The sequence below is a fragment of the Aeromonas sp. FDAARGOS 1409 genome (assembly GCF_019048705.1).
Taxonomy (GTDB): domain Bacteria; phylum Pseudomonadota; class Gammaproteobacteria; order Enterobacterales; family Aeromonadaceae; genus Aeromonas; species Aeromonas sanarellii.
The window spans coordinates 2133378-2157500 of record NZ_CP077395.1 but is presented as its reverse complement, the minus strand read 5'-3'; the positions used below and the strand labels follow the sequence as shown (position 1 = coordinate 2157500).

Genomic DNA, 24123 nt, shown 5'->3' with positions numbered 1-24123 from the left:
TCATCTCTCGATCCTCCTCATTTCTTTGCACCCGGCGGCGCCCCATTGCGCGCCCCCATGCTCCCATAACAGGGAGTCAAAGAACAACCATGAGTAATGCCCCTATGAAAGATGGGTCAGACCAGTAAAGGGTTTCCCCTGCCGGATCAGAGGCGTAAGCTGGCTCTCCGGCGGGCCTTCATGACGCGCCACTTTTCCCCGATTTCATCAGCAACAGGACGTAACATGATCCGCAAGAATCCCTCAGGTCACCTGCCCGTTATCGACGAATCCGCCTATATCGACAAGACCGCCATCATCTGTGGCAAGGTGATCATCAAGGAGAACGTGTTTGTCGGCCCCTATGCCGTGATCCGCGCAGACGAAGTGGACGAGAGCGGCGACATGGAGCCCATCGTCATCGGCGCCAACTCCAACATTCAGGATGGCGTCGTCATCCACTCCAAATCCGGCGCCGCCGTCACCATCGGCGAGTACAGCTCCATCGCCCACCGCAGCATCGTCCACGGCCCCTGTGAAGTGGGTAACCGGGTCTTCATCGGCTTCAACAGCGTGCTGTTCAACTGCCACATCGGCGAAGGATCCGTGGTGCGCCACAACTCCGTGGTCGATGGCTGCGATATCCCCCCCGGCTTCTACGTGCCCTCCACCACCCGCATCAACCAGCAGAGCGATCTGGCGCAGATCCCGCGCGTCACCGTGGACGCGACCGAGTTCTCCGAGGATGTGGCCCACACCAATATCGACCTGGTCAGGGGTTACAAGGCGCTCTCCAACGAGTTTTGATCCGGCGAGCGGTTCACGAGACACGACGGGCGCCATGGCGCCCGTTGTCACAACTGTAAAGGGGGCGAAAAGAGGGTGTAAAGGTGGTTGAGCCGGGCGCACGCGTCGCGTTTGATGGGGGCGTTCCCATCAATGGAGTCATCATCATGTCACGCTATCCTGTCGCCCTTGCCCTCCTGCTGGGCACCACGCTCGTTCATGCCGAAATGCCGCCCCCGATGGGCGCCCGCCAGGGAGGCCCCATGACACAACCCCCCTCCGTGCTCTATCACGCCAGCAAGCAGGGTGCGGATCCCCAGGCCCTGGCACAGGCACTGTCCAGGAACATTGATGCCGCCAAGCCGGATACCCGCTACGAGGTCATGGTCAGCGTGCGCGAACTGCCGCCCCAGCCACTCAAACCCCAGCCCGCCGGTGCGCCGCTCAAGGGGCAGTGAGATGAGTCTGCGCCGCCCCTCACTCTGGCTGCTTGCCATGGCCATCGCCCTGCCCGCCATGGCGGAACCAGGCAACATGGGCAGGCCGGGCGGGTGGGAGAGCCCTGCCCCGCAGTACGGCCATGGGACTGGCCCTGGCTTCGGCCACCGCGTCGACAGGCTGCCGGGAGGGGTGGAAACCCTGTTGCTGGCGGGGCTCACCTACTATGTGCTCGGCGGCATCTTCTACCGCCAGCAGGAGAACCACTACGTGGTGGTTGCTCCACCCCCTCAGGTCTTGGTCACAGCGGAGTCGGGCCTGGACCCCCTGGATCTGGATGGCCGCCGCTATTACGTCAGGAAGGGTCACTACTACCTGCGAGAAATAGACGGGCGCTACACCGAGGTGCCGCCGCCAGCGGCGCTGCGCTGAATCGCACGGAGGAACAGATACGAGCAGGGGGCCTTGGCCCCCTCTTTCATTACCAGGGTGTTTACCCCACTCAGGTCTGAGCCGCCCCCTCAGGGCTGATCGTGAAGGGGCAGCGTCATGGTCACCCTCAGTCCCCCCTGAGCACGGTTGCGCGCCTGGATGGTGCCGCCCTGCAGGGTCACCGCCTTGCGGGCGATGGCGAGCCCGAGCCCGTAGCCCTTGCCCATGCGGGGTGAGCCGATGCGCACGAAGGGGTCGAAGATCCCCGCCAGCTTCCCCTCCTCCACCCCGGGCCCCCGATCGGCGATGGAGAGCTGCACCTCCTGGCCCAGACGAATCAGGCTGACGTTCACCTTCTGCCCCGACTGCGAGAAGCGCAGGGCGTTGCGCACCACGTTCTCCACGGCGCGGCGCACCAGCTCGGCATGGCCCAGCAGGAGGCACCCCTCCCCCAGCGCCTGCTCGAGCGCTATCTCGACCCCGGATTGCTGGGCCTCGAACCTGGCATCCTGGACGACGGTCTCCACCAGCGCCAGCAGGTCGTAGTGGCTCTGCGCCAGCCCGTGGCCCTGCTCGGCGCGGGAGAGGGTCAGCAGCTCCCCTATCATCCTGTCCATCCGCTCCGTCTCGAGCCGGATCCGCGCCAGGGCGTCGCTTGCCTTCTCCGGGCGCTGCTCCGCCAGACCGATGGCCATCTGGATGCGGGCCAGGGGAGATCGCAGCTCGTGGGAGACGTCGTGAAGCAGCTGCTCGCGCCCCTCGACCAGCTGCTGCAGCCGCTCCACCATGAGATCGAACTCCTTCGCCACCTCCGTCAGCTCGTCCCTGCGCCAGCGCAGAGCGGGCCACAGCCTGACCCCCAGATCCCCTCTGGCTACCCGATCGAAGCTGCGCCGCAGGGCGTTCATCGGCCGGGTCAGGTGCCAGGCGAACAGAATGCTGAACAAGAGCCCCCCCAGGCCGCCAATCCAGAGCATGGGCGGGGGAATGTTGAGCCAGGAGAGGGGGCCGGGAGCAGGCCCGCCGGGGAGGACGCGCGGGTCCGCTCTGGTCTGCAGCAGATAGGTCCGCCCGTCGCTGGCGATCACGGTGCGTGTCAGCACGGTGCCAGGGCCCGGCTCCCCGGAGGCTGGCGGCCTGGATGCCTGGGGCGCTGGCCGGGGGGGCGCATCGGAGACATCGAGGGGTGTTATCTGCAGCAACGGCGGCGACATGGCCTGGCTCAATGCCGTCGCAGCCTCGATTCCTCCCTTTGCCAGCACGGCTGCCACCATCTCCAGATGCTGGCTCGCCAACTGCTGGGCCAGGTGCTCTTCCGGGGGTTCACGCTCGGCACGAAAACCGAGCCAGAGCAGTTGGCTCACCAGCACTATGGCCAGCCAGAACCCCAGCAGAATCTTCCAGAACAAACGCCCCTTGAGGATCACCGTATCTTGTACCCTATGCTGCGCACCGTCTCTATGGTGACGGCCTCCCCCGCTTTCTGCTGCAGTTTCTGCCTCAGGTTGCAGATGTGCACATCGACACTGCGGTCATAGGCCTCCCGCGGGCGCCCTACCCCTTGCAGGGAGAGGGTATCCTTGGTGACCACCTGCTCCGGTGCTCGCACCAGCAACACCAGCATGTTGAACTCGGTGGCGGTCAGCTCCAGCGGCTCCCCCTGCCAGAGACAGACCCGGTTCGCCGGGGTGACCGTCAGATCCCCCAGGATGAGGGCATCCGGCGAGGGGGTTGCGCTCCCCCCCTCGTTGACCCGCCGCAAAACGGCCCGCAGCCGGGCCACCAGCTCCCTGGGATAGCAGGGTTTGGGCACATAGTCATCGGCCCCCATCTCCAGTCCCACCACTCGATCCACGTTGTCCCCCTTGGCGGTCAGCATGATGATCGGCAGGCGGCTGCGCTGGCGCACCTGGCGCAGCACCTCGGTGCCGCTCAAGTCGGGCAGCATCACATCCAGCAAGAGGGCGCTGTAACGGCCGGAGAGGGCATGGTGCACACCTTCCCCTCCGGTCAGCACCTGGGTGGTGTCAAACCCCTCTCCCCCCAGGTATTCACTCAACATGGCGCCCAGTTCGGCATCGTCATCCACCAGCAGGATCTTCATATGCGGTCTCCCTTGTCGGCGGCCATTTTCGCCCCTTGCCACGCCCTTGGCAGCCATTTTTACGAAACCCTTACGCTTGGCGCAAAGAGCCTTAACCCGGCTCTGGGGTAGAGTGCCGCCGTTCTCGTCATTCAGGATACAGGTTGTCATGCCCACGCTCTCCCCTCGTCTGTTCTGGCTGCTGCCCCTGTGCGCCCTCGCCCTGTTGCTGGCCTGGCGCCCCCAGGCCAAGGCCCCCGCCAGCGACTACATCACCGCCAGCGCCGAGATCCGGGATCTGGAGCAGCTCATCATGGCGGACGGTACCCTGAAGGCGCGCAAGCAGGTGAGCGTGGGCGCCCAGGTGTCGGGCCAGATCAAGAAGCTGCACGTGACCCTGGGTCAGGCAGTCAAACAGGGGGATCTGCTGGCCGAGATCGACGATCTGCCCCAGCAGAACGCCCTCAAGGATGCCCTGGCACAGCGCGACAACCTCCAGGCCCAGCTGGATTCCAAAGAGGCCACCCTTCGCAATGCCCGCCTGGCGTACCAGCGCCAGCAACAGATAGTCGCAAGAGGCCTTGGCAGCACGGCCGACCATGACAGCGCCAGAGCGACCCTGGACGAGACCCTGGCCGATATCCGGGCCCTCCAGGCCCAGCGGGTGCAGGCCGGGATCGCGGTGGACACCGCCCGGGTCAACCTGGGGTATACCCGGATCCTGGCCCCCCTCTCCGGCACCGTGGTGGCCGTGCCGGTGGAGGAGGGGCAGACCCTCAACGCCAGCCAGAGTACCCCCACCCTGCTCAAGATCGCCCGGCTCGATACCATGACGGTGGAGGCCAAGATCTCCGAGGCCGACGTCATCAACGCCCAAGTCGGCATGCCGGTCTATTTCACCATTCTTGGCAACAGCCAGCGCCGCTTCGAGGGATCCCTGCGGGCCATCGAGCCCGCCCCCGACACCATCAACGACGACGACACGACCACCAGCAGCAGCGACAGCAACGCCATCTATTATCACGGCCTCTTCGAGGTGCCCAATCAGGACGGTCAGCTCAGGATCAGCATGACGGCCCAGGTCTATCTGGTGGTCGCCCGGCTCAAAGAGGCGCTGGTGATCCCGGCCATCGCCCTGCAGGGGGATCAGGTCAGGGTGGTCGACGACGGAGGCAGGATCAGCCTGCGCCGGGTCAAGGTCGGCCTGAACAACAAGGTGGATGCCCAGATCCTGTCGGGCCTGAGCGCCGGTGAGCGGGTGATCGTCAGCGAAGTGAGCGCGGGCCAGAGCGACGCCGCCGGGGGCATGCCACCCCCCATGGGGATGTGACCATGGGCGCCTTGTTGCAGCTGCGGGGCGTCCGCCGCCACTTCGGAGAGGATGAGCGCACCGTCACCGTGCTCGACGGCATCGATCTGGCGATCGCCCGTGGGGAGATGGTGGCCATCGTCGGCGCCTCGGGCTCCGGCAAATCCACCCTGATGAACCTGCTGGGCTGCCTGGATCAGCCGAGCGAGGGGGCCTATCTGGTGGCCGGGCGCGACACTGCCACCCTCTGCCGTGACGAGCTCGCCGCCCTGCGCCGGGAGCACTTCGGCTTCATTTTCCAGCGTTATCACCTGCTGGCGGATCTCGATGCCCGCACCAATGTGGAGGTGCCCGCCCTCTACGCCGGTCTGGATCCGGCCGAGCGACGCCAGCGGGCCGAGGCCCTGCTGACCCGCTTCGGCCTCGCCAGCCGGCTCGAACACAAGCCAAGCCAGCTCTCCGGCGGCCAGCAGCAGCGGGTCAGCATCGCCCGGGCCCTCATCAACGGCGGCGAGGTGATCCTGGCCGACGAGCCGACCGGGGCCCTCGACAGCCAGAGCGGCGCCGAGGTGATGGCGAGCCTTCAGGCCCTGCATCGCCAGGGCCACACCCTGGTGATCGTCACCCACGACATGGAGATCGCCCGCCACGCCGAGCGGATCATCGAACTGAAAGATGGCCGGGTGATCGCCGATCGCCGCACGCGCGAACCACAGGCCCTTTCCCAGGCGACCCTGGCCGCCACCAATGCGTCCGTCGGGGGGAAAACCCCGCTGATGGCGGGGCTCGGCAATGCCCTGCAGATGGCCATCAAGGCCATGGTCGCCCAGCGCCTTCGCACCTGTCTCACCATGCTCGGCATCATCATAGGTATCGCCTCGGTGGTGACCGTGGTGGCCCTCGGCCAGGGCTCCCGGGAGCGGGTGCTGGAGAACATCAACGCCATGGGCACCAGCACCCTGGAGGTGTTCCCCGGCCGCGGCTTCGGGGACATGCGCTCCGCTACCATAGAGACGTTGCGGATCGGGGACGCCGAGGCCATCGCCCGGCTGGACTACGTGCACAGCGTCACCCCCAGCCTCAGCACCAGCGCCACCCTGCGCGTTGGCAGCGCCGCCGTCTCCGGCACCATCAACGGGGTCGGCGCCCAGTTCTTCCAGGTCCGGGGCTATCGCCTGGCCCAGGGCATGGGCTTCGATCGCCAGAGCGAGGAGAGCCTGGCCCAGGAGGTGGTGATCGACGAGCACACCCGGGACAAGCTGTTCGCCCCGGCCCAGTCCCCCCTGGGCCAGGTGATCCTGCTGGGGGATCTGCCCTGCCGGGTGATCGGGGTCGCCATCAAGAACCAGAGCGGCTTTGGCAGCGACGAGACCCTCAACGTCTGGATCCCTCATACCACTGCCATGAGCCGCCTGCTGGGGCAGAGCCATCTGCGCAGCATCAGCGTGCGGGTACGGGACGAGGTGAGCCTGGACGCCGCCCAGGACGGCATCAGCCGCCTGCTCACCCTGCGCCACGGCAGCCAGGACTTCTTCCTGCTCAACACCGACAGCATCCGCCAGACCATCAGCCAGACCAGCGCCACCCTGACCACGCTGATCGCCCTCATCGCCCTCATTTCCCTGATCGTCGGGGGCATAGGGGTGATGAACATCATGCTGGTCTCGGTCACCGAGCGCACCCGGGAGATAGGGGTGCGGATGGCGGTCGGCGCACGGACCCGGGACATCCAGCAGCAGTTCCTCATTGAAGCCGTGCTGATCTGCCTGCTGGGGGGAGTGCTCGGCATAGCCCTCTCCCTGGTGCTGGGCCAACTGTTCGACCACCTCGGCAGCGGCGTCCGGATGAGCTACTCCCTTGCCGCCATGGGGGTGGCCTGCCTTTGTGCCAGCCTGATCGGGGTAATATTCGGCTTCGCCCCGGCCCGCCGGGCCGCCAGGCTGGATCCCATCCACGCACTGGAGCGCGAATAGCCCGCATTGACGCCGGGGTGACGCCACCCCGACACCGGATCGGGGGCCGACACCGGCCCCGCCACCAAGCCTGAACGCCCGCACTTCTTCCCTGAATGCGCGGGTTCTTTGACCGGGTCCCGTACCCGGTCTTTTTTTGTCTCCCGCCCGCCACTCCGACAAAAAGCCGCCCGAAGGCGGCTCTTGTCATCACGGGCCAGTCGGTTACCCCGGGCCATCAGGTGCCTATGATGCCACCATCGTCCCGGGTGATCCGCAACACGGCGGAACGGGGGATGGCGGTGCCGCCGTCCGGGAAGTGAGAGGGAGCCCCCTCCTCCCCCGGGTGCTGCACCCCGACGAACATGGTGCGCCAGTCAGGCGTGAAGGTGAGGCCCGTGATCTCGCAAGCCACGGGGCCGGTCAGGAAGCGGCGCACCTCGCCGCTCGCGGGATCGGCGCACAGCATCTGGTTGTTGCCCATGCCGGCAAACTGCTTCTCGTTGGAGTAGTCGCCGTCGGTCTGGATCCAGAGCCGTCCCGCTTCGTCGAAGCCGATGCCGTCCGGGCTGTTGAACATGTTGTCCGGGTGGATGCTGGCACTGCCCGCCATCAGCCCCTCCTTGTGCACACCTGGGTTGCCCGCCAGCAGGAAGAGATCCCACTCGAAGCGGTCGCTCCCGTGATCGTCCCCCATCGGGCGCCAGCGGATGATCTGGCCATAGGGGTTCTCGGCCCTGGGGTTGGCGCCGTCCAGGGGCTGGTTCTCCTTGAGGCCGCGGTTCTTGTTGTTGGTCAGGGTGCAGTAGACCTCTGCCCTGTGGGGATGCACGGCCACCCACTCGGGCCTGTCCATGGTGGTGGCGCCGAGCCGGGTCGCCGCCTCCCGGGCGAAGATGAGCACCTCCCCCTGATCGGCGAAGCCGTTCTCCCGGGTCAGGCCATGCTGGCCGTGTACCAGGGGCAGCCACTGGCCGGTACCTTTGAGCTCCCCCTCCCTGGCCTCGAAGCGGGCCACATAGAGGGTGCCCTCGTCCAGCAGATCCCGGTTGGCGGGGTCATCGCCCGGCGCCACCTGGTTCTTGGAGACGAAGCGATAGATGTGCTCGCCCCGCTCGTCGTCGCCCAGGTAGACCACGGCGCGGCCATCCTTGTTGACGGTGAAGGCGGCATTCTCATGCTTGAAGCGGCCAAGGGCGGTGCGCTTCTTCGGGGTGGAGGCGGGATCCTGCGGATCGATTTCCACCACCCAGCCGAAGCGGTGCGGCTCCTGGGGATGCTTAGCGAGATCGAATCGCTCGTCAAATTTGTGCCAGCCAAAGCCTGCATCCTCGGCGGCCAGGCCGTAGCGGGCGGCGCGCTGGTCCAGCACCGGCTTGCCCGCACTGCCGAAGTAGCCGTTGAAGTTCTCCTCGCAGGTGAGGTAGGTGCCCCAGGGGGTCTGGCCGTTGGCGCAGTTGTTGAAGGTGCCGAGGGCGGTGCGCCCCTCGGGATCGGCCTGGGTCTTGAGCAGGGCATGGCCTGCCGCCGGGCCGCTCAGGGTCATGGGGGTGGTGGCGGTGATACGGCGGTTGAGGGCCCCCCTGGGGTTGGCCTGCCACTTGCCATCGACGCGCGCCAGCTCCACCAGGGAGACCCCGTGGGCCGCCTGGGCCTTGGCGACCGCCTCGGCACTGAGGGCCTTGCCGCCATCTTCAAACAGGTATTCGTAGTTGGTGTATTCGTTGTTGACGGCGAGCAGGGCACGATCCGGACCCAGGGGGAAGAAGCTCATGCCGTCGTTGTTGTCGCCAAACTGGCGGGCCTGGGCCTTGGCATCATTGCGCTGGGCAAAGGCGGGGGCATCGGGGAAGAGGGCATCCCCCCAGGCGATCAGCACCTCGGCCCGGTAGCCGGGCGGCACCACTATGGTGTCGGCCACCGAGGCGGGCACGGCCTGGAAGCCGAGCAGCGGCTGGGTCGCGGCGGCCACGGCGCGGGCCACCGGGCTCGCGGCGAAGAAGGCCACCATGCTGGCGGCGCCCACCCCCTTCAGGAAACCACGGCGGCTCAGGCCGGCCTCGATGAGGCGGTTGAATTCCGGCTCCTGCTCCCGGGGATGGTTGGCGCTGTCTCTCTCGTCAAAACGGCTCATCGGCTTTTCCTTGTTCTCTGTGCTGGCGTCATTGAGTAATCACTGCGTCCGGCCACAGCATGGCGGCACTTTATTAAACAAGGATGACAAGCGATGAGATAACCGCCTGGCCCGACAAGGCGCCACCGCCCAGGAGAAGGGGCGGTGGACACGAGTCCCACCGCCCCAAGAGACACATCGCCGACAGAAGCTCTCCCCTCTATCTAGCCGCACTTCTTCAGGCTGATATGCCAGTTGGCGCCGGATTGCACCTGGTGTCTGGCGGCGAAGCTGTCCATGTTCAGGGCCACCGACACCTGCAACAGGCTGTTGAGGTAGACCAGGGGCTGGCCTTCAGGTACATCGCCAAAGCTGCTGACGTAGGGGGCCTTGCCCTCGTATTTCAGCGCATCCCCTTCGCTGATCCTGATGCAGGCGTTGTCCCCCTTGTGGATGCCTGCCTTGCCGAGCAGGGCCTCGTCGATGTTGGTCCAGACGTTGCCGTACTGCACGTCCAGGATCGGGATGGTGCCCTTCAAGGTGCCATCCTGCTCGACCACAGCAGGCTGATAGGGGATGGTCACCACCTCGGCAGGCAGTTTGGGCCCCACCTGCTCGAAGCTGATGGCACCGGAGGCGAGGCGGGCACCAGTGTAGGCGTAGACGTCGCGCCCATGGAAGGTGTAGGACTTCTCGGAGCCCTTGAGGCGGTTGGTCTTCTCGTCTATCTGGCGCACGGTGTCGATGCCGAAGTGCTCCGCCGCCAGGGTCAGGGTGCCGTTGTCCGGGCTGACGATGTAGTGGCCGCTCCTGGTCTTGAGCACCACCGACTTGCGTTCGGTGCCGACACCGGGGTCCACCACGCTGACGAAGACGGTGCCCTCGGGCCAGTATTGCAGGGTCTGATAGAGGCGGTAGGAGGCCTCCCAGATGTTGTAGGCCGGGATCTCGTGGGTCAGGTCATGGAGCGGCAGGGTGCGGTCCACCCCGAAGGCGACCCCCTTCATGGCGGAGACGGCGCCATCCTTGAGACCGAAGTCGGTCTGGAACACCAGGGCCTCGTTGGCAAGAGCACTCGCCCCCACCAGAGAGAGGGCGAGCACGAGGGCGCGGGGGACAATACGAATATCCATGTCAGGGCTCCTTTCAAGACGTTTGGACGTCCAGATTGCCATTCAAGGAGATCTTTGCAACCCCTGATGCCCGAATGGGGGGAAAAGACTCGCCAATCCGGACCGCTCGGGTGTATCCATGGGCATTCGACGACAGGAGAGCACCACATGACAGTAGAGAAACGCGACACCATTTTGCTGAGCCTGGGGGAGACCCGGAGCCGGGTGCAGATCAGCGGGGCGGACGGCGTCAGCCAGACCTTTTCGCTGGCCCTGGGGTTGGATGCCCTGACCCCGGGTCCGTTTCGCCGGGACCCGCCGAGCGCCCTGGAGCTGGAGCAGGCCATCCCGGTAACGGAGGATCTGCTGACCCCCCTCGAGCTTGAGCAGGCCATCATGGTGGTGGAAGATGTGCTGATGCCCCTCGCGGACCGGATCCCGCCCCACCCCGTGCTGCACCTGCAAAGCCCGGTGCCCCTGGCCGAGGTGCTCGGCAACCGGGTGCAGAGCCGGGAGAACATAGAACGGTTGTTCGGCCAGCTGGCCGCCATGGTGGAGGGGGATCCCCTCGCCTCCGCCCAGTTGCCGAGGGAGAGGCGCGTCGCCGCCGCCCTGCTGATCCTGCGGGAGTGGATGCACCACCTGGATGCCGGGAGCGTCGCCCTGGTTGACTGAGCCAGCCCGGCCTGAAGAGCCAGCCGACGCGCTGGCAGAGGTATTTCACTGCATCTGACCTTTGCAGCCCCACCGGTCCGCCTTCTGCCCGTGCCGCTGTATCTGTTACCATGCCGGCCACTCTGATCGTTTCCGTCTCGGCCCCTGGCCGCGATAACCCCATACTGGTGCCCCTATGTCCAACGCCTCCTTTGCCGACCTGGCGCTCTCCCCCCGTTTGCAGCAGACCCTGAGCGAACTCGGCTACGCCACGCCGACCCCGATCCAGGCCGCCGCCATCCCGGCCATCCTGGCAGGCCGCGATCTGCTGGCGGGGGCCCAGACAGGTACCGGCAAGACCGCCGCCTTCGTGCTGCCACTGCTGGAGTTGTTGATGCAGCAGCCGCAACAGGCGTCCCCTCGCCCCATCCGCGCCCTGGTGCTGGTGCCGACCCGCGAGCTGGCGGTGCAGGTTTTTGATAGCGTCGAGCGCTACGGTCAGGGCACAGGCCTTGCCAGCGCCCTGGTCTACGGCGGGGTCAGCATAGCGGCCCAGGTGGAGGCGCTGAAAGCCGGGGTGGATCTGCTGATCGCCACCCCGGGCCGGTTGCTCGACCATCTGCGCCAGGGGGCGCTGCGCCTGGGCCAGCTAGAGTATCTGGTCTTCGACGAAGCCGATCGCATGCTCGACATGGGCTTCATGGACGAGATCACCGCCCTGCTCAAACAGATACCGGCGGATCGCCAGACCCTGCTGTTTTCGGCCACCTGCGACGACAACCTCTTTGCGCTCAGCAAGGTCTTGCTGCGCGACCCCGAACTGATCGAGGTGGCACCGCGCAACACCACGGCGGCCGAGGTGGAGCAGCGGGTCTATGCGGTGGATGGGGAGCGCAAGGTGGCACTGGTCGAACACATGCTGACCGTGAAGGGCTGGGCACCGGCGCTGATCTTCAGCCGCACCCGCCAGGGGGCCGACAAGCTGGCCCAGCAGCTTGGCAAGGCGGGCATCAATGCGCTGGCCTTCCACGGGGATCTGTCCCAGAGCGCGCGGGAGAAGGTGCTGCTGGAGTTTCGCGCCGGTACTCTGCAGGCGCTGGTGGCCACCGACGTGGCGGCCCGCGGCCTCGATATCAGCGACCTCAACCATGTGATCAATCTGGAGTTCCCCCATCAGCCGGAGGATTACGTGCACCGCATCGGGCGCACCGGCCGCGCCGGCAACAAGGGGCTCGCCATCACATTGTTCAGCCCCGAAGACGCACCCCTGCTGGAGAAGGTGGAGGCCGTGCTCGACACCCGATTGCCCCAGCAGTGGTTCCCGGGCTTCGAGCCGGATCTCACCCGCTTCGACCCAGAGCCGCGCCGCGCCAGCAAGGGTGCCCAGAAGCAGAAGGCCAGAAAGCAGGCCCTCGCGGGCAACAAAGGCGGCAAGGGCCGCAAGCCCTGACATGGAGGATCTTGCGGGGGAGCCCCAAAGCACGGGTGCTCCCCTTTTCCTCGCGCCGGCCCGGGGAGAAACCCTGGCGCCGCCGACCCCCTCTCTTGCTCTCTCCCTCTTGTTCCCCTGACCAGACCGCCCCCAGAGCCTTGCCACACTCTGCTACAAAAGAGGTAGTGAAGGGGCACACTTTCGCCACAAAGCAGGCGTGAAATAAAGGCATGGCACAAGGAGGACATCATGAAACCCGCATCCCTCGTCTGGGCCCTGCCCCTGACCCTCACCCTGCTCTGGCTCTCTGGTCTCACCCAGTGGCCCGCCAGCGTCTGGCCCTGGCGCCACGAGCTGCTTATCCTGACCGGTCTGCTTGGCCTCGGCGCCATGACCCTCTCTTTGCTGCTGGCCCTGCGCCTGCCCAGGCTCGAGGCCTGGTGTGGCGGGCTGGATCGCATGTTGCGCCTGCACCGCAGCAGCGCCCTCTGGGCCACCGGCACCCTGATGGCCCACTGGCTGCTGGTGGAAGCCCCCAAGTGGGCCGTCGCCGCCGACTGGCTGACCCGGCCGGCACGCCGCGGTGCAGGCGCAGGCAGCGATGACCTGTGGCACGAACTCGGCAATACCCTGGGGGAATGGGGTTTCTATCTGCTGCTGGCCCTGGTAGCGGTGAGCCTGCTTGCGGTGGTGCGCTACGAGCGCTTCCGGGTGGTTCACCGGCTGGCCCCCGTCATCTATCTGATGGGCTGGCTGCACGGGCTCTGCCTGCTGCCACGCATCGGCGTCCTGACCCCGGTCGGCCTGACCCTGCTCATCGGCGGCGGGCTGGGTGCCCTGGGGGCGCTCTACTCCCTGTTTGGCCGGGTGGGCCAAAACGAGCGCCACCAGGGGACGGTCAGCGCCCTCACCCCCCTGGATGAGCGCACCCTGGAGATCCGGGTTGCCCTCACCGCGCCCCTGCACGGCTATCGCCCCGGACAGTTCGCCTTCTTCGACTTCGCCGGGTGCGGCGAGCCCCATCCCTACACCCTGGTGGATGTCTCGGCAGACTACCGCTCCCTGACCCTGGCGGTACGCGCCCTCGGGGATCACACCCGCTGGCTGCACCGCCACCTCAAGGTGGGGGATGCGGTCATCGTGACCGGCCCCTATGGCGCCTTCGCCCTGCCAGACCCGGCCCCCGCGCTCTGGATGGGCGCCGGTATCGGCATCACCCCCTTCGTCGCCTGGCTGGAGGCCCTGGTGCGCCGTGGCGAGACACGCCCGGGCACCACCTTGCTGCAATGCGCCCCCAGCGCCGAGGCCGCCCCCTACCACAGTCGGCTGGCCGAGCTGTGCCGCCGGGCCGGGGTCGACTACCGGCTGCATCTGGAGTCAGAGCGCGGCCGACTGGATCTCCCCGCCCTGGGCAAACGCCAGCACACCCCGGTGTGGTTCTGCGGCCCCGAGCCCATGGCCCACACCCTGGATGCCCATCTGGCCACCCCGCTGCACCGGGAGCTGTTCCGCTTCCGTTGACAGATCAGCCCGGCGCGTTCAGCCATTGGCTGCCAGTTGATATAAAGGGGGCAGGGAGACGGGCGGGCACGGGCCCCCTTGAGTGGAACAGACCTCCGCCGCCCGCACGCTACCGCCCCAGAAACTCGCCACCAGTATCAAGGCCCCGGCCAACCCGTATTTGATCCAGGATTTCATCGTCTTGCTCCCCTCTCTTTGGCCCTCGCCACCCTGTGGCAAGCGGGCCCATTTATCAGTGGGCAGAAGATAGAAGGGATATGTGAGGGGGAGAATGAGGCTGTGTGAAGCCAGGGTGAAGTCTGGGGAGATCAGGAGAAATCAGCAGCGAGTCACGACAAAGATGGCGGTTGGCAATGCGGGGAATGGAGAGAGGTAAGGGCTCAACATACGCAATCAACGCCTTGATGTAGGGTCGATTAGCGCAGCGTAATCGTCCGCATACCGCCACGCATCAGATCATGACAAGACCGACAGGAAACTCTGGATATCAGCAGCGTCTCGGCAACTCCCTATTCGCGATCGTCCGAATACGCTTCGCTATTCGATATGGCCATGATCCTGCCAAGCCAAATATGCTAAATTACCAATGCTCAGGCATATTATTGAAAGAGAACTTCACAGATGAAACCTCATGAAGATCACAAGCAATAACATCTGCTGATGTTAAGTCAAAGAGAGCTATGTTATGACCTGCAGCAAGAGAGCTTTTATAAGCAATCCCATCATATCCTTTGGACTTAATAAACTCAGAGATAATTTGGGTGGGTACGTAATCAGATGTCACATCCGATGCTTTTACCGGTCGAGAGAACGCATTATCTATATCAGCCCAAACAGCTTTGATGATTTCTTCCTGTTGTGGCTCCCCTAGATAAAATCGACGATTACCCTCTCCATACAACTCAGAAAAGTCAATCACCCTGAGTTTTCTATTAACTCTAAACCGTGCAAGTGAAATAATAGAACCTAACCATGGCCTAACTTCAGACATTGCCGTTTCTTTATCTGTAGCAACATATATGTATGGAATACCCTTGGGATTAGCTCTTCCTTCTGATGCGGAATCTACTAATGGTTTCATTCTCTGATATGGGAATGGAATAGGCATGCTATCAACTACTACCTCCTCTCCTGTATCGTGGTCTGTTTGCGTTATCTCTCTCTCATTATGCCCTAACTGGGCACGCCATAAAACATGGCTAGGCTCAACCACTTTAATTCTATCCTGACAGGTTTCAAGAATAGAATTCATGAAGCTTTGGGATTCTGCATCTAAAATATAGCGATTTTTTGAGCCCACTGCATTCATAAATTTGTAATAGCTTCTATGAGATTTAAATGTCATTCCACAACCTTATTGAAGATGAATACAGTTGAAGACTTTACCATAAAAATGTGCTACGACGTACAAATAAACACCACGAACAGACATTTACAAATACTACTCAACAGTTAACCACCTGATACATTATCACCACAAAATTTTCTTTTATAGATAAGAACGACAGAAATAACACAGCAATAGAATGCATCATTAGAAATGCGACTAAGTTAACTATTGATAACAGCATTGACCACAGCAAAAATTTAGAGGGTTGCAATTAATATCTTTAAATAAAAACAAGCCAATATAGATAATAAAAAACCACCCGCATAATGGGTGGTTTTTTCATTATATTCGGACGAACCCGAGAGATTTAACCCACAACACCAATCACTCCAACGGCGGCGTGCGCGGCGGCACCTGGCGCTTGCTGCCGGTGGACTCGAAGGCCGAGGCGACGCGCAGCAGATTGTTGTCGTCATAGGCGCGACCGGCGAAGGTCAGGCCCACCGGCATACCGATATCGGCCATGACGCCCATGGGGACGGTGACGGTCGGCACGCCGAGGTGGCGAATGGCGAGGTTGCCGTTGGCGACCCAGATGCCGTTGCTCCAGGCGATATCGGCGGAGGCCGGATTCACGTCCGCGTCGGCCGGGGCGACGTCGGCGACGGTGGGGAACAGCACGGCGTCGAGCTTGAGCCCGTCCATCCACTCTTCCAAGTCCAGCTTGCGGGTCTGCTCCAGACCGCGCAGGCCGTCCGGCACCGAAGCAATCTCGTCGAAACGCTTGAGACCGCGCTTGGCCATCTTGACGTACTCGTCCATGCCCGCCGCCAGATCGCCCTCGCGGTTCGGCAGGGTACCCGGATCGTGGGGGAAGATTTGGGGCCCGTCGACATCCGCAAGCTTGTTGAGTTTGGGATCGCCGTTGGCGCGCAGGAAGTCGTCGAACGCCCAGCCGGAGAGCTCCCACAGCTCGTCGTTGAGAAACTCCGGGCTCACGATGCCGCGATTGAACACGGTCGGCGCGCCGGGTCTGTCCCCTTCGCAGTTGGAGACCAGCGGGAAGTCCACCTCGATGACTTCGGCGCCCGCGGCTTCCAGCGCCTTGCGGGCCTCTTCCCAGAGGGCAATCACGGCCTCGCGGGTATGGATGCGCTGACCGGTCGGGCCGCCGATACCGGGATTGTCGCTGGTGCCCGCCAGTTCATCCTTGTTGATAAACATGCGCGGCACGCCGAGGCGCTTGCCCTTGAGGGCATCGGCCTTGGCGGCCAGATCCAGATAGGAAGCCGGACGCACCTCGGAGGCCTTGGGGATCTTGACCCAGGGCTGCATCCGCCACAGGTCACCACGAGTCTCGGCATCGTCGGCCACTACCACATCCAGCACTTCCAAGAGGTCTGCCATGGTGCGGGCATAGGGCACGACGACGTCCATGGTCGGGGTCAGGGGCCAGTTGCCACGCACAGAAATCACGCCACGGGACGGGGTGTAGGCGCACAGGCCGTTGTTGGACGCAGGACCCCGGCCGCTCGACCAGGTCTCTTCGGCGAGACCAAAGGCGGCAAAGCTGGCCGCGGTGGCGGTACCGGCGCCGTTGGAGGAGCCGGAGGCAAAGGGCGCGGTCAGGTAGTCGGCGTTGTAGGGGCTCTCGGCGCGGCCATAGACGCCGCGCTGCATGCCGCCATTGGCCATGGGGGGCATATTGGTCTTGCCCAGGCAGATGGCACCGGCGGCGCGCAGGCGCTCAACGGTAAAGGCGTCGCGCTGGGCCACCAGATCCTTGAAGGCCGGGCTGCCGGAGGCGGCAGTCAGCCCCTTGACCAGATAGCTGTCTTTCGCGGTGTAGGGGATGCCGTCGAGCGGCCCCAGGGTTTCACCACGGGCGCGGCGCTCATCGGACGCTTGCGCCTCTTTGAGCGCATCGGGATTGGCGACCACTACGGCATTGAGGCGGGTTTGTGTCTCGGGGCCGTCATAGGCTTTGATCCGGGCCTGATAGGCCTCGACCAGTTCGACCGCTGTGGTGCGGCCCGATTCGAGCGCGGCACGCAGCTCGGCAATGGAAACCTCGGTCACTTCGATCATGGGGATCTCCTGTAGAAGGGTGACTGTTTGTCATGATGATCGCCGCATCGGCGCCTGCGACCATCACACCATCAAGAGATAAAACCCCACGGCGTGGGGTTTTGAATACCAACCTCGGCTGGCTTGGAACAGGTTCTTACTTGCCAGAAGGAATTTGCTGAGTAATGCAGTGGATATTGCCACCACCCAGCAGGATCTCCCGGGCCGGTACGCCGACCACGGTGTGATCCGGGAAGATCTCTTCCAGAATGCGCTGGGCTTCGCCGTCGGTGGCGGCATCCAGCAGCGGGTAGACGATGCGATCGTTGGTGATGAGGAAGTTCACGTAGGAACCGGCCAGACGGCCTTCTGCCTCGCGCGGCACACCGCTGCCGCTCTCGACGCCGGCGGATTCCTCTTCGGTGCAGTAGAGCGGGCCCGGCTGGGGCAGCTTCCACACTTTCAGCTTGCGACCCTTGGCGTCCACCGCCGCTTCCAGCACCTGGAGGGCGGCCAGGGAGCGGGCGTACTGGGGATCGGTCTCGTCGTCGGTCCAGTGCAGGGCCACTTCACCCGGACGCACGAAGCAGCACATGTTGTCGATGTGGCCGTCGGTCTCGTCCATGTAGACGCCTTCGTCCAGCCAGATAAAGCTCTTCACACCCAGATAGTCGCGCAGGTGCGCCTCGATCTGATCCTTGGTCAGGTGCGGGTTGCGGTTCTCGTTGAGCAGGCACTCGGCGGTGGTCAGGCAGGTGCCTTCGCCATCCACGTGGATGGAGCCCCCTTCCAGAATGAGCGGCGCGGCGTAACGATCCATGCCGTGCTGCTCCAGCATCCGGGCCGCCACTTTCTCGTCCTGATCCCAGGGATAGTAGAGACCGCCCTTGTGGCCGCCCCAGGCGTTGAAGCCCCAGTCCACCCCGCGGCACTCGCCGGCGGCGTTGGTGACCACGGTGGGACCGGTGTCGCGTGCCCAGCAGTCATCGCTGGCCATCTCCACCAGGGTGACGTGGGCGGGCATGATGGCGCGAGCCTGCTCCATAAACTGGGCCGGCACCCCCATAAAGACCGGGGTGGCTTGCCCGATGGCATCGGCCACCTTGGCGAAGGTGGCTTGCGCGAAGCGACCGGCGACGCGCCAGTTGTCCGGGCGGAACGGCCAGATCATCCAGACGGCCTGCTGGTGCGCCCACTCGGCGGGCATGGTGAAGCCGTCGGCGGCCGGAATGGAGTTGATGGTCTTGATGCTCATCGCAAGGCTCCTTGCATGGATTGAGGCCCCCGGATTGATGCAGGAACCCTGGAAAAATAAGAGTGGGTCGCAGTGTAAGAAGTTGCGCGCCCATCCATCAAATGAATAGGATGGATTGTCCCATAAGCACGGCGAATAATCCTCCATGAAACTGCACCAGCTCGACCTCAATCTGCTGCTCGCCTTTGACGCCCTGATGACGCAAGGGAGCGTGACCCGCGCCGCCGAATCGCTCTTTATCAGCCAGCCCGCCATGAGCCACTCCCTCAACCGGCTGCGCACCTTTCTCGGCGACCCTCTGCTGGTGCGCACTCCCCAGGGGATGTTGCCGACTCCCCGGGCCCAGCGCCTGCACCTGGGGGTGCAGCAGGCACTGCGGCTGCTGGAGCAGCAACTCTCGGAGGAGGACGAATTCGAGCCGAGCCAGTCGAAGCGCCGCTTCGTGCTCTGCACCACGGACTACGTGGAGTGCGTGCTGATCCCGCCGCTTATCCAGCGCCTCAGGACGCTGGCCCCCGGGGTCACCATCGAGATCCGCATCCTGCGCGACACCCTGCCCGAAGCCGAGCTGGCGAGCGGCGAAATCGATCTGGTGCTGGGGTTTGACGAATACATGCAGGTGCCGGGGTATCTGGGCAAGGAGACCTGGCTCACCGAGCCCCTGGCCGGGCTGGTGCGCGCCACACTGGCGCTGGAGGAGGAGCGCATCACCCTGGCAAAGCTTATCGAGATGCCCCATGTGTTCCACTCGCCGCTCGGCACCTCGGAGGCGAGCCTCGACCGCTATTTGCAGAGCCTGGGTCATAGCCGCACCATCTCGGTCAACAGCCAGAGCTATATGTCCGCCGCCGCCATCGTGAGCCAGAGCGACCACCTGCTGGTGCTGCCGAGCATGGTGGCCGAGCTGCTCGCCAACCACTGGCCGCTCAGGAGCCTGCCCCTGCCCGAAGACGTGCCGGACTACCACCTCAACTGCGTCTGGCACCCGGTGCATGCGCAGCAACCGGCCTTGATCTGGTTGAAGGCGTTGATGAAGGAGCTGGTGAATCCGGGATAAGCGCTGCGTCTGGCACACCAGGCTGCACGCCCAGCCACCCGCGCTGACATGGCTCAAAAATCTGATGAAGGAGCGGATGAACCAGGAATAGCCCCTCACCGGGCCTCGCTGGCCACCGGCAGTTCGCCGAGGGCGATGGCGGCCTGCAGGCGGCGGTGATCCTCCCGGGTACGCTGGCCATAGGCCACCGCAAACTCGGCGATGGCCTCGTCCATCACGTCCGACTTGCCCAGGTAGCCGGCGATGCGGGCCGCGTCCCCCGACTTGGCGTGGGCCAGCGCCAGGGCCCAGCCGCAGAGCTGGCAGTATTCGACGAAGTGGCGGGGCCTGACCATGCCTGGGGTGATGTCGATGCCCCCCTTCATGTCCCGCAGCTGGCGCACGTAGAAGTGGCGTCCCCTGAGCTCGCACCAGCCGAGGAAGATGTCCGGCGAGCCCTGGATCAGGCGCTGGCCCCGCACCACCCGCCGCCCCTGGCTGCCGCTGTCATCTTCCGAGGTGAAGTAGGGCGCCAGCACCGAGGGCTGGGCCTCCTTGACCTGCAGGAAGAGGGGATCGTCGTCGTCGGCCCCCGTCAGCAGTATCACCCAGCAGCGGGTGCCCACGCTGCCCACCCCGACCACCTTGCGCACCACGTCCACGACCCGGTAGCGGCGCAGCAGGATCCGCCTGTCTTCCGGCAAGGAGGCCAGATAGGCCTCCAGCAGCTCCCCGAGCACCTCGTAGACAGGCTCCCCATCCTCGGTGTGGGTCTCGCGGATGACGAAGGGGTGGATCTCGCGGATCCTGTGCTGATCGTCCACCAGATCAGTCATCTTGCCGAGCACCTGCAGGTGATTGCGCCCCCTGGCCTTGGCGAAGGCGGCTTCGACACTGCGGTGGGCATCCTCGGAGAAGGCGTGGAGCACTGAGGCCTGATCGATGCGATCGTACCAGACGTGCATGAAGCCCATCTTGCCGTACTCCCGCAGCCGGGTGCGGTAGCCGGCCACTGTCATTCTGGCCGCCTCCCGCTGGCGGGCGGCGCTGGCCCCGAGAAAGTCGGCCGCCACCAGGGCGCTCGCGGCGAGCCGCTTGAGATCCCACTCCCAGGGCCCGATGTGGGTCTCATCGAAGTCGTTGATGGCCAGCACCAGGTTGCGCTCTGCGCTCGCATAGAGGCCTATGTTGGCCACGTGCATGTCGCCGCAGGCCTGCACCATGAGCCCGGTGCGCGGCGTGTCGACCAGATCCGCCGCCATGATGGCCGCCGCCCCGCGCAGGAAGGCGAACGGGGACTCCTGCATCCTGGCGTGGCGCACCGGTACCAGCCGCTGCACCCGGGTGGCGGCCTGGGCCTTGAGCACGGCGATGGGATCCCGCCCGTGCGAGGGATCCGGCAGCAGGCAATGGGATTCCCGGGGCACCCGATCGCGCAGTTGCTTGCCGGCGGCGAAGCGCTCTTCGATGGAGAGACGGGGGGCGGTGAAATGCATCAGCATCGCCTGGGACTTCGATGGTTTGGCCATATTCGCTTGCTCCTGACACTGTCCCATGAAGATGGAAGAGGGGGCGGACGAGAGCAAGGCAGGACGGGGGAAAAATCGGCCGAAGCAGGCCGTGCGAGAGGGGTCAGCGAAGGACGAGGGCCGCCATCAGCTGGGTGACAACCCCCTCCAGCAGCATAGGGTCCGGGTGGCACTGGGCGAAGGTGATGAGCCCCTGGATATTGACCTGCAGAAAGGCGGTCAGGGTGGGGATGTCCCGCCCGGGCGCCAGCTCCCCCAGGGCCTTTGCCCGTTGCAGCTGCTGCGCGAGATCGCGCTCCAGCTCGCCATAGATGGCCTTGCAACGCAGGTGCAGCTCCTCGTCCTGCTCCGCTAGCTCCATCAGGGTGCGGGTCACCAGGCAGGCGCCCTGCAGCGCATCGTCCACCAGCCGGGTGAAGTAGGCATGCAGCCCGGCCAGGGGGCTCGCCTGCTCGAAGCAGCGCCGGCGCAGGGCGCACTTCTCCTCCACATAGTGATCCACCGCCGCCAGCAGCAGGCCGCGCTTGTTGCCAAAGGCCGCGTAGAGGCTGCCCGGGTGCAGGCCGGTCGCCGCCACCAGCTCCTGCATGGTGGTCTTGGCATAGCCTCTGGCGCGAAACGCCTCCATGGCGCTTCGCAGGACAAGATCCCGATCAAATTCGGCAGTGCGCATGGGGTCTCCGTTGGCAAGGTGTCGTGGGGCGGGAAAACAGGGCGGCAAGTTTACCCCAGCCATTCCCTTCAATCCATGTTGAATGCTTGCTCAAAAAAGACTTGCACACAAACCAAAAAACGTCTTGAATGCCCGTTCAAGAATCATCCCCAAGGACAAGCCCCATGGATACCCTGTTTCAACCCTATCGCCTGAACGACACCCTCACCCTGGCCAACCGCTTCATGATGGCCCCCCTGACCCGCTGCATGGCGGGCCCGGGCCTGGTGCCGACCGAGCAGATGGCCGCCTACTACGGCCGCCGCGCCGACATCGGCCTCATCATCTCCGAGGCCACCATCATCCGGCCGGATGGTCAGGGTTACCCCAATACCCCGGGGCTCTACAGCGCCGAGCAGGTGGAAGGCTGGAAGAAGGTGACCGCCGCCGTGCACGCCAGGGGCGGCAAGATCTTCGCCCAGCTGTGGCACGTGGGCCGCCTCTCCCACCCCTTCTTCCATCACACCGAAGTGCTGGCCCCCTCCGCCGTCGCCCATGAAGGCACGGTGCCGCGCATGCGCGAGCTGGTCTATCAGGTGCCCCGCGCCCTGACCGAGAGCGAGATCGCCCAGCTGGTCGAGGATTACGCCCAGGCCGCCGCCAACGCCATCGAAGCGGGCTTCGACGGGGTGGAGATCCACGGCGCCAACGGCTACCTCATCGATCAGTTCCTGCACCACGCCAGCAACCTGCGCACCGACAGCTACGGCGGCAGCCCCGAGAACATGAGCCGCTTCGCCCTGGAAGTGGTGGACGCCATCAATGCCCGCATCGGCGGGGACAGGGTGGGTCTGCGCCTCTCCCCCGGCGCCTATGTGCACCTCGAAGGGGATGCCCGGGATCGCGCCGTGTTCGACCACCTGCTGGCCGAGCTGAATCAGCGCACCCTGGCCTATGTGCACCTCGGCATCTTCGATGACAGCCTCACCTTCGACTACCTGGATGGCCGCGCCTCCGACTACCTGCGTGCCCGCTACGACGGCCATCTGGTGGGAGTCGGCAACTACAGCGCCGAGACCGCGGCCGAGGCCATCGAGGCCGATCACTTCGACCTCGTCGCCATCGGTCGCCCCCTCATCGCCAACCCGGACTACCTCGCCAAGGTGAAGCAGGGAGAGGCGCTGACCCCCTATGCCGACACCATGCTGGCCGAGCTGGTGTAAAACCGCGCAGCGCCCACCGCGCCGGCGGAGCGGGCATCAGCCGCCAGCCCCTGGCGCTCCAGGGGTCTGGCCGCCGCAGCCTGCCTTTTCCTGACCAAGGATGGAGTCCGCGCCCTGGCGCGGGTTTCCAATGTTTGGGCCCCTCTCCCGGGCCCTTTTTTCTGCCCGCTCACCCCCTTAACCCCGCAAAATGGTTGTCATCAACAACCAAAAAGTGTTATTGGTTGCGTACGACAACCAAAACCCTCAGAAGGAAACTGAATCCATGGATCCCCGCCCCCTGCGCGCCCTGTCACGGGAACTGGTACGCGAACTCGGCATGCTCTCCCAGCAGTGCGGCTCCCTGGCCCTGAGCCCCCTGGAGGCCCACCTGCTCATCGAGCTGGAGAAAGGCCCCGCCACCAACCAGCAGCTCGCCGAGCGCCTTCGCATCGACAAGTCCAACGCCAGCCGCCCCCTGGCCCGCCTCGCCGAGCGGGAGCTCATCGCCTGGCAGCCCCACCCCTCGGACGGGCGCAGCAAGGAGGCGAGCCTCACCGAACAGGGCAAGGGGCAACTTGAGGAGCTGCACCGGCAGATGGACGAGACCATGGCCGGGGCCCTGGCCCAGCTCTCCCCCGCCGAGTGCGAGCGGATCTGGGAGGGGATGCGGCTCTATCGCAGCGCCCTCTCCCGGGCCCGCCGCCAACAGGGGTTCGTCATCCGCCCCATCACCCCGGCCGACAATCCCCGGATCGCCGCCGTGGTGCGCGCCGTCTCCGCCGAGTACGGCCTCACCGCCGACAAGGGCTACGGGGTGGCGGATCCCAATCTCGACTTCCTCCACGAGACCTACCAGGGGGAGCGCAGCCGCTACTGGGTGATCGAGGGGCCGGACGGCAGCATCCTCGGCGGCGGCGGCATAGCGCCGCTGGCGGGAGATCCGGAGATCTGCGAGCTGCAGAAGATGTACTTCCTCCCCGCCCTGCGCGGGTTGGGGCTGGGACGGCGGCTGGTGCTGCAGGCCCTGGCCGAGGCGCGCACCCTGGGTTACCAGCGCTGCTACCTGGAGACCACGGCCGTGCTGCGGGAAGCCACCGCGCTCTACGAATCTCTGGGCTTCGAACACCTGCCGGGGCCGCTCGGCTGCACCGGCCACGACGCCTGCGAGATCTGCATGGTGCTTGAGCTGGAGTAGATCCCCTATCCCCCCAACCCCTTGGCTTCACCCCCCTCATCCC

General features: G+C 64.9%; 21 protein-coding genes (1 of these 21 cut by a window edge). 11 read left to right on the top strand and 10 right to left on the bottom strand.

The genetic code is table 11. The features are described 5' to 3' along the window. Positions 1-4: the beginning of a ribonuclease gene (locus I6L39_RS10335; RefSeq protein WP_042077732.1), read on the bottom strand. 638 nt of this gene lie to the left of the window's left edge; only the first 4 of its 642 coding nucleotides appear in the window; it begins with the start codon at positions 2-4; the stop codon falls past the left edge of the window. Between the two features lie 221 nt (positions 5-225). On the opposite strand from I6L39_RS10335, the gene I6L39_RS10330 reads away from it, so the two are divergent. From I6L39_RS10330 to I6L39_RS10320, 3 genes are all read left to right on the top strand, one after another. Next, the gene (locus I6L39_RS10330) at positions 226-786 is read left to right on the top strand and encodes a carbonate dehydratase (protein WP_209794679.1); all 561 of its coding nucleotides are present in this window, start codon (positions 226-228) and stop codon (positions 784-786) included. Positions 787-1028: 242 nt separating this feature from the next. Further along, a complete protein-coding gene (locus tag I6L39_RS10325; protein ID WP_254203766.1) occupies positions 1029-1223 on the top strand; it encodes a hypothetical protein in 195 nt (64 codons plus the stop codon). Between the two features lies 1 nt (position 1224). Beyond that, positions 1225-1635, top strand: a complete 411-nt coding sequence (locus I6L39_RS10320; protein ID WP_216991710.1) for a DUF6515 family protein — start codon at positions 1225-1227, stop codon at positions 1633-1635. 89 nt (positions 1636-1724) lie between these two features. Here the strand turns inward: I6L39_RS10320 and I6L39_RS10315 are convergent, their stop codons facing one another. Both I6L39_RS10315 and I6L39_RS10310 read right to left on the bottom strand, forming a co-directional pair. After that, the gene (locus I6L39_RS10315; RefSeq protein WP_235687587.1) at positions 1725-3044 is read right to left on the bottom strand and encodes an ATP-binding protein; all 1320 of its coding nucleotides are present in this window, start codon (positions 3042-3044) and stop codon (positions 1725-1727) included. 14 nt (positions 3045-3058) lie between these two features. Further along, on the bottom strand, positions 3059-3739 hold the full coding sequence (locus I6L39_RS10310) for a response regulator transcription factor (RefSeq protein WP_010672948.1): 681 nt from the start codon (positions 3737-3739) through the stop codon (positions 3059-3061). Positions 3740-3887: 148 nt separating this feature from the next. Here I6L39_RS10310 and I6L39_RS10305 point away from each other — a divergent pair, with 148 nt between their 5' ends. Then, the gene (locus I6L39_RS10305; RefSeq protein WP_180911368.1) at positions 3888-5048 is read left to right on the top strand and encodes an efflux RND transporter periplasmic adaptor subunit; all 1161 of its coding nucleotides are present in this window, start codon (positions 3888-3890) and stop codon (positions 5046-5048) included. 2 nt (positions 5049-5050) lie between these two features. Continuing rightward, positions 5051-7000, top strand: coding sequence for a MacB family efflux pump subunit (locus tag I6L39_RS10300; RefSeq protein WP_367948256.1), 1950 nt, complete (start codon positions 5051-5053; stop codon positions 6998-7000). 217 nt (positions 7001-7217) lie between these two features. Here the strand turns inward: I6L39_RS10300 and I6L39_RS10295 are convergent, their stop codons facing one another. Further along, positions 7218-9113 (bottom strand): PhoX family phosphatase, encoded by a 1896-nt coding sequence (locus I6L39_RS10295; RefSeq protein WP_180911366.1) that lies wholly within the window; start codon positions 9111-9113, stop codon positions 7218-7220. Positions 9114-9316: 203 nt separating this feature from the next. Further along, the gene (locus I6L39_RS10290; RefSeq protein WP_180911365.1) at positions 9317-10225 is read right to left on the bottom strand and encodes an S-adenosyl-l-methionine hydroxide adenosyltransferase family protein; all 909 of its coding nucleotides are present in this window, start codon (positions 10223-10225) and stop codon (positions 9317-9319) included. Between the two features lie 147 nt (positions 10226-10372). Here I6L39_RS10290 and I6L39_RS10285 point away from each other — a divergent pair, with 147 nt between their 5' ends. From I6L39_RS10285 to I6L39_RS10275, 3 genes are all read left to right on the top strand, one after another. Next, positions 10373-10879, top strand: coding sequence for a hypothetical protein (locus tag I6L39_RS10285; RefSeq protein WP_103859036.1), 507 nt, complete (start codon positions 10373-10375; stop codon positions 10877-10879). Between the two features lie 175 nt (positions 10880-11054). Next, complete coding sequence (locus tag I6L39_RS10280; RefSeq protein WP_216991708.1) at positions 11055-12308, top strand: DEAD/DEAH box helicase; 1254 nt, start codon at positions 11055-11057, stop codon at positions 12306-12308. Positions 12309-12539: 231 nt separating this feature from the next. Then, the gene (locus I6L39_RS10275) at positions 12540-13811 is read left to right on the top strand and encodes a ferric reductase-like transmembrane domain-containing protein (protein ID WP_216991707.1); all 1272 of its coding nucleotides are present in this window, start codon (positions 12540-12542) and stop codon (positions 13809-13811) included. 580 nt (positions 13812-14391) lie between these two features. Here the strand turns inward: I6L39_RS10275 and I6L39_RS10270 are convergent. The 3 genes from I6L39_RS10270 to aguA all read right to left on the bottom strand — a co-directional run bounded on the left by I6L39_RS10270 (position 14392) and on the right by aguA (position 18463). After that, positions 14392-15156, bottom strand: coding sequence for an RES family NAD+ phosphorylase (locus I6L39_RS10270; RefSeq protein WP_161470183.1), 765 nt, complete (start codon positions 15154-15156; stop codon positions 14392-14394). 369 nt (positions 15157-15525) lie between these two features. After that, entirely contained in the window at positions 15526-17229 is a 1704-nt protein-coding gene (locus I6L39_RS10265; RefSeq protein WP_216991706.1) for an amidase, read from the bottom strand. Positions 17230-17365: 136 nt separating this feature from the next. Continuing rightward, complete coding sequence (aguA, locus tag I6L39_RS10260) at positions 17366-18463, bottom strand: agmatine deiminase (RefSeq protein WP_216991705.1); 1098 nt, start codon at positions 18461-18463, stop codon at positions 17366-17368. A 145-nt stretch (positions 18464-18608) separates the two neighbouring features. On the opposite strand from aguA, the gene I6L39_RS10255 reads away from it, so the two are divergent. Then, on the top strand, positions 18609-19520 hold the full coding sequence (locus I6L39_RS10255; protein ID WP_216991704.1) for a LysR family transcriptional regulator: 912 nt from the start codon (positions 18609-18611) through the stop codon (positions 19518-19520). A 95-nt stretch (positions 19521-19615) separates the two neighbouring features. Here I6L39_RS10255 and I6L39_RS10250 read toward each other — a convergent pair whose 3' ends face one another. Together I6L39_RS10250 and I6L39_RS10245 are read right to left on the bottom strand one after the other, a co-directional pair. After that, entirely contained in the window at positions 19616-21028 is a 1413-nt protein-coding gene (locus tag I6L39_RS10250; RefSeq protein ID WP_042077752.1) for a DUF2252 domain-containing protein, read from the bottom strand. 103 nt (positions 21029-21131) lie between these two features. Beyond that, complete coding sequence (locus tag I6L39_RS10245) at positions 21132-21701, bottom strand: TetR/AcrR family transcriptional regulator (protein WP_209794694.1); 570 nt, start codon at positions 21699-21701, stop codon at positions 21132-21134. 164 nt (positions 21702-21865) lie between these two features. Here I6L39_RS10245 and I6L39_RS10240 point away from each other — a divergent pair, with 164 nt between their 5' ends. Beyond that, entirely contained in the window at positions 21866-22903 is a 1038-nt protein-coding gene (locus tag I6L39_RS10240) for an alkene reductase (RefSeq protein ID WP_216991703.1), read from the top strand. Positions 22904-23168: 265 nt separating this feature from the next. Then, positions 23169-24080, top strand: coding sequence for a GNAT family N-acetyltransferase (locus tag I6L39_RS10235; RefSeq protein WP_216991702.1), 912 nt, complete (start codon positions 23169-23171; stop codon positions 24078-24080). The last annotated feature ends 43 nt before the right edge of the window (positions 24081-24123 follow it).